Below are 4423 nucleotides of genomic sequence, written 5' to 3'. Positions count from 1 at the left end.
ACGGCCAGCACCGCGCCCGTTTCCGCGTCGATGACAGGCGAGCCCGACGCCCGCCTGCTCAGGCGCAGTTCAACGGCTGCGGCCTCGGGCAGCTCCAGCTCCAGCACCTCTTCCAGCGCGTGGAAGCGGTCCGTCGAGGTGTAGGTGACGGAGGCCGTCCCGGCCAGGCGGGCGTCCGTCCAGCACTCCTCCCCCGCCGGTGAGGTATGCCCCGTGCGCAGCCGTACGGCCGTAGCTGTGGCCCGCTCCGCGCCGATCACGAGTGGGCCGACGCCGAGTCCGTCCGTACGGATGAGCGCGAGGTCCCATTCGGGCAATGGCGTGATGTCGTCGGACTCAGCCAAGTGACTGCGCTCGTCACGGGTGTTGACGACGACCCGGCCGAGCCCGTCGACGGCCTCATGGCTCGTGATCACGGTGCCGAGTTCGTCGGCGAGAAAACCGGTCCCCCGCGGCCGTCCGGCCAGGTCACAGATCCGCACCAACGCGTGCTCCGCAAGCACCGCTCCCATTCACGCACCGCCCGCCTTGCCCGAACCCTGGTGTCGCCGCCACCCCGGTTCCAAGACGGTAGAGCGAAGTTGATCAGCAAGAACAGGCCGTGAGGAGAACGCGCCCCCGACCGCGCCCTCGACTCACCCCGAGCGCCCGGCCGTTGGAGTGAATCGCGGGCACCGCCCGTCCACCACTCACCCGGCACCCGCCCCCACCAGGGGGTTGCTACGCGAAGACGGCCAGGCTCTTCGCCCGGCCCTGGTGCTCCTCGACCAGCGCGATGAGATGTCCCTCCGGGCCGAAGACGGCGACCGGTGACGGGCCCTGCCCCTCCGGAGTGAACTCCCCGGCAGGCATGCGCAGTTGCGCGCCGTTGCCGATCAGCCGAGCCTGCTCGGCATCCACGTCCCATCGCGGGAAGGCCGAAGCCGCGGCCTCGCCGAGCGGAAGCAGGGAGATCGCTCCCGCGCCGTCGGTCTCCCCCTGCAGCTGTTCGAGAGTGCGGGCCTCCTCGAGGCGGTAGGGCCCGACGCGCGTACGGCGCAGGGCCGTCAGGTGTCCGCCCGTGCCCAGCGCGGTGCCGAGGTCGCGGGCCAGCGCGCGTACATAGGTGCCCGAGGAACAGACCACCGAGACCAGCAGATCCGTGACCCGGGTGCCGTCCTCGGCCTTCTCCTCGCGCACGTCGTGCACGGTGAAGGCGGAGACGGTGACGGGGCGGGCGGCGAGTTCGACGTCCTCCCCCTCGCGCACACGCTGGTAGGAGCGCTTGCCGTCCACCTTCACGGCACTGACCTTGGAGGGCACCTGCTGGATGTCGCCGGTGAGTTCGGCGACGGCCGCGTCGACGGCGTCCCGGGCGATGCCGGAGGCCCCCTCGGCGGCGGTGGTCTCGCCTTCCGCGTCGTCCGTCACGGTGCTCTGCCCGAGCCGCACCGTGGCGACGTACTCCTTCTCCGTCAGCGCGAGGTGGCCGAGCAGCCGGGTGGCCTTCTCAACTCCGATGACCAGAACACCAGTTGCCATCGGGTCGAGCGTGCCGGCATGTCCGACCCTGCGCGTACGGGCCATACCGCGAAGCTTGGCGACCACGTCGTGCGAGGTGAATCCTGCGGGCTTGTCGACGACGACGAGCCCGCCGGGTCCGTTGTCCTTCTTACGTGCCACGGGTCATTCGTCCTCGGCCTGCTCGTCGGCGGGCTTGCGGTAGGGATCCGCTCCGGCCGCGTAGTCGGCGCCCGAAGAGGCCTTGCGCACCTCTTCGTCCGACGCCCTGGCGCGGGCGAGGAGATCGTCGATCGTGCGGGCGTTCTCCGGCAGGGCGTCGGCCACGAAGCTGAGGCTGGGAGTGTGCTTGACGCCCGCCGCCGCACCGACTGCGGTGCGCAGCACGCCCTTTGCGCTCTCCAGGCCGGCGGCTGCGGCCTTGCGGTCCTCGTCGTCCCCGTACACCGTGTAGAAGACCGTCGCCTCGCGCAGGTCCCCCGTGACCCGGGTGTCCGTGACGGTCACATGTGTGCCGAGCCGCGGGTCCTTGACCCCCCGGAGCAGCTTCTCCGCGACCACCTCACGGATGAGGTCTGCCAGCCTCTTCGCCCGTGCATTGTCGGCCACTGGTCCGTCTCCTTGCTATTCGTCATCTTCTCCGTGGAAACGCCGCCTCACCGACAGCAGCTCCACCTCCGGCCGCGCGGCGATGAGCCGCTCGCACCGGTCCAGTACGTCGGTGACGTGCCCCGCGTCCCCCGACACCGCCGCCAGACCGATCCTGGTACGGCGGTAGAGATCGTGCTCCGCGACCTCGGCCACGCTCACCGCGTACTTGCGCTGAAGCTCCGCGACGATGGGCCGGACGACGGAGCGCTTCTGCTTGAGCGAATGTACGTCGCCCAGCAACAGGTCGATGGAAAGAGTCCCCACATACACATGGTGATCGTACGAGATGCGGCAGGGGCCGATCGACGGAGTTTCCTCCGCCGACCGGCCCCGGACCGGCTCACGGGTCAGCACGCACGGCGTCAGCCGCGGGGCTTCTCCCGCATCTCGTACGTGGCGATGACGTCGTCGACCTTGATGTCGTTGTAGCCGCCGAGGTTGATACCACCCTCGAAGCCGTCACGGATCTCGGTGACGTCGTCCTTGAAGCGGCGCAGACCCTCGATGTTGAGGTTCTCCGCCACGACCTTGCCGTCGCGCAGCAGGCGGGCCTTGGTGTTCCGCTTGACCTCGCCGGAACGGATGAGGACACCCGCGATGTTGCCGAGCTTGGAGGAGCGGAAGACCTCGCGGATCTCCGCCGTGCCGAGCTCGATCTCCTCGTACACCGGCTTGAGCATGCCCTTGAGGGCTGCCTCGATCTCCTCGATGACCTGGTAGATCACCGAGTAGTAGCGGACGTCCACACCCTCGCGGTCGGCCAGCTGCGTCGCGCGCCCCTCGGCGCGGACGTTGAAGCCGATGACGATGGCGTCGGATCCGGTCGCCAGGTCGATGTCGGTCTCGGTGACCGCACCGACTCCGCGGTGCAGGATGCGCAGGTCGACCTCTTCGCCGACGTCCAGCTGCATCAGCGAGGACTCCAGCGCCTCGACCGAACCGGATGCGTCGCCCTTGATGATGAGGTTGAGCTGCTGCACCTCGCCCGCCTTGAGCACCTTGTCCAGGTCCTCCAGGGAGACCCTGCGGGTGCGCTTGGCGAATGCGGCGTTGCGCTCACGGGCGGCACGCTTCTCGGCGATCTGACGGGCCGTACGGTCCTCGTCGACCACCAGGAAGTTGTCGCCCGCGCCCGGGACGTTGGTGAGACCCAGCACCAGGACGGGGGTCGAGGGACCCGCCTCCTTGATGTGCTCACCCCTGTCGTCGAGCATCGCGCGGACCCTGCCGTAGGCGTCGCCCACGACCATGGTGTCGCCGACCTGGAGCGTGCCGCGCTGGACCAGCACCGTCGCCACGGCGCCACGGCCGCGGTCGAGGTGCGCCTCGATCGCGATGCCCTGGGCGTCCTGCTCCGGGTTGGCGCGCAGGTCGAGCGCCGCATCCGCGGTCAGCACGACCGCTTCGAGCAGCGCGTCGATGTTCTCGCCCTGCTTGGCGGAGATGTCGACGAACATGGTGTCGCCGCCGTACTCCTCGGCCACCAGGCCGTACTCGGTCAGCTGACCGCGCACCTTCGTCGGGTCGGCACCCTCGACGTCGATCTTGTTGACCGCGACCACGATCGGCACCTCGGCCGCCTTGGCGTGGTTCAAGGCCTCGATCGTCTGCGGCATGACGCCGTCGTTGGCCGCGACCACCAGGATCGCGATGTCCGTCGACTTCGCACCGCGGGCACGCATGGCGGTGAACGCCTCGTGACCAGGGGTGTCGATGAAGGTGAGCTTGCGCTCCTCGTCGTTGACCTCGGTCGCGGCCTGGTAGGCACCGATGTGCTGGGTGATGCCGCCGGCCTCGCCCGCGATGACGTTGGTCTTGCGGATGGCGTCCAGAAGACGCGTCTTGCCGTGGTCGACGTGACCCATGACGGTCACCACCGGCGGACGCGCCACGAGCGCCTGCTCGCCGCCCTCGTCCTCGCCGAACTCGATGTCGAAGGACTCGAGAAGCTCGCGGTCCTCCTCCTCCGGGCTGACGATCTGGACGACGTAGTTCATCTCCTCGCCGAGGAGACCCAGGGTCTCGTCGGAGACGGACTGCGTCGCGGTGACCATCTCGCCCAGGTTGAACATCACCTGGACAAGGGACGCCGGGTTGGCGTTGATCTTCTCCGCGAAGTCCGTGAGCGACGCGCCACGGGAGAGACGCACGGTCTCACCCTTGCCGCGCGGAAGCATCACGCCGCCGACGGACGGCGCCTGCATCTGCTCGTATTCCTGACGGCGCTGCCGCTCCCCGTCAACCCGATACGTCAGGTACTCATCAAACCGCG

5 protein-coding genes are annotated in these 4423 nt (G+C 69.1%); all 5 read right to left on the bottom strand.

The genetic code is table 11. The features are described from left to right. A partial coding sequence (locus H5J26_RS28720) for a trypsin-like peptidase domain-containing protein (RefSeq protein WP_181768892.1) occupies nucleotides 1-512 on the bottom strand: 512 nt, incomplete at its 3' end. Between the two features lie 208 nt (nucleotides 513-720). Then, entirely contained in the window at nucleotides 721-1662 is a 942-nt protein-coding gene (gene truB / locus H5J26_RS28715; RefSeq protein WP_181768891.1) for a tRNA pseudouridine(55) synthase TruB, read from the bottom strand. A gap of 3 nt (nucleotides 1663-1665) precedes the next feature. Next, entirely contained in the window at nucleotides 1666-2109 is a 444-nt protein-coding gene (gene rbfA / locus H5J26_RS28710) for a 30S ribosome-binding factor RbfA (RefSeq protein WP_181768890.1), read from the bottom strand. A gap of 15 nt (nucleotides 2110-2124) precedes the next feature. Next, the gene (locus H5J26_RS28705; RefSeq protein WP_181768889.1) at nucleotides 2125-2421 is read right to left on the bottom strand and encodes a DUF503 domain-containing protein; all 297 of its coding nucleotides are present in this window, start codon (nucleotides 2419-2421) and stop codon (nucleotides 2125-2127) included. A gap of 92 nt (nucleotides 2422-2513) precedes the next feature. Beyond that, a partial coding sequence (infB, locus tag H5J26_RS28700; protein WP_181768888.1) for a translation initiation factor IF-2 occupies nucleotides 2514-4423 on the bottom strand: 1910 nt, incomplete at its 5' end.

Origin of the sequence: Streptomyces albidus (ex Kaewkla and Franco 2022), from assembly GCF_013870515.1 — a bacterium.
Taxonomy (GTDB): domain Bacteria; phylum Actinomycetota; class Actinomycetes; order Streptomycetales; family Streptomycetaceae; genus Streptomyces; species Streptomyces albidus.
The sequence above is the reverse complement of the archived record's forward strand: the minus strand, read 5'-3'. Positions and strand labels throughout refer to the sequence as shown.